The 534-nt window shown below is 59.4% G+C and carries 2 pseudogenes; one reads left to right on the top strand and one right to left on the bottom strand.

Going from position 1 to position 534, the window contains the following annotated elements:
• A pseudogene (locus CFR71_RS16025) lies at nucleotides 1-97 on the bottom strand (winged helix-turn-helix domain-containing protein); the annotation flags it as partial.
• 68 nt (nucleotides 98-165) lie between these two features.
• Here CFR71_RS16025 and CFR71_RS16020 point away from each other — a divergent pair.
• A pseudogene (locus CFR71_RS16020) lies at nucleotides 166-534 on the top strand (transposase); the annotation flags it as partial.

Raw genomic sequence — 534 nt, 5'->3', positions numbered from 1 at the left:
GCCGCTTCAACAGGGCGGAGACATGGCGTTCGTGATAGGAGACGCCAAAACGCTCTTCGATGACCCGCTGAAGATCGACCCGACGCCAGCGCACCACGCAGAAGTGGTCCCCATTTTTCGGACAGGGCGATAAGCTATAATCCGATCTGAGAGAGAACGGGTTTTATGGGCAAGGTTACGCGCAAGAGGTATGCGGCGGAGTTCAAATCACGGGTTGCCCTGGAAGCGATCCGTGGGGAACTGACGCTGGCGGAACTGGCTTCGAAACATGGGGTGCATCAGACGATGATCGCCCAGTGGAAACGGCAGGCGATCGAGGGGATGGCGGCGACCTTCTCCGGGAAGACGGTGGCGGAGCCCCCGGTCAGCCCTGCTGATGTGGAGAAACTGCACGCGAAGATAGGCGAGCTTCTCGTGGAACGGGATTTTTTACGCGATGCCTCTGCTCGGTTGGGCGTGATCAGAGGCGGCAGATGATTGACCCGAAGCGAGCGCGTCTGCCGATAATCCGGCAATGCACGCTGCTGCAACTCA

This window comes from Novacetimonas pomaceti (assembly GCF_003207955.1).
GTDB classification, from domain to species: Bacteria; Pseudomonadota; Alphaproteobacteria; order Acetobacterales; family Acetobacteraceae; genus Novacetimonas; species Novacetimonas pomaceti.
Note: the sequence above shows the minus strand (reverse complement) of the source record. Positions and strands in the feature narration are given on the sequence as shown.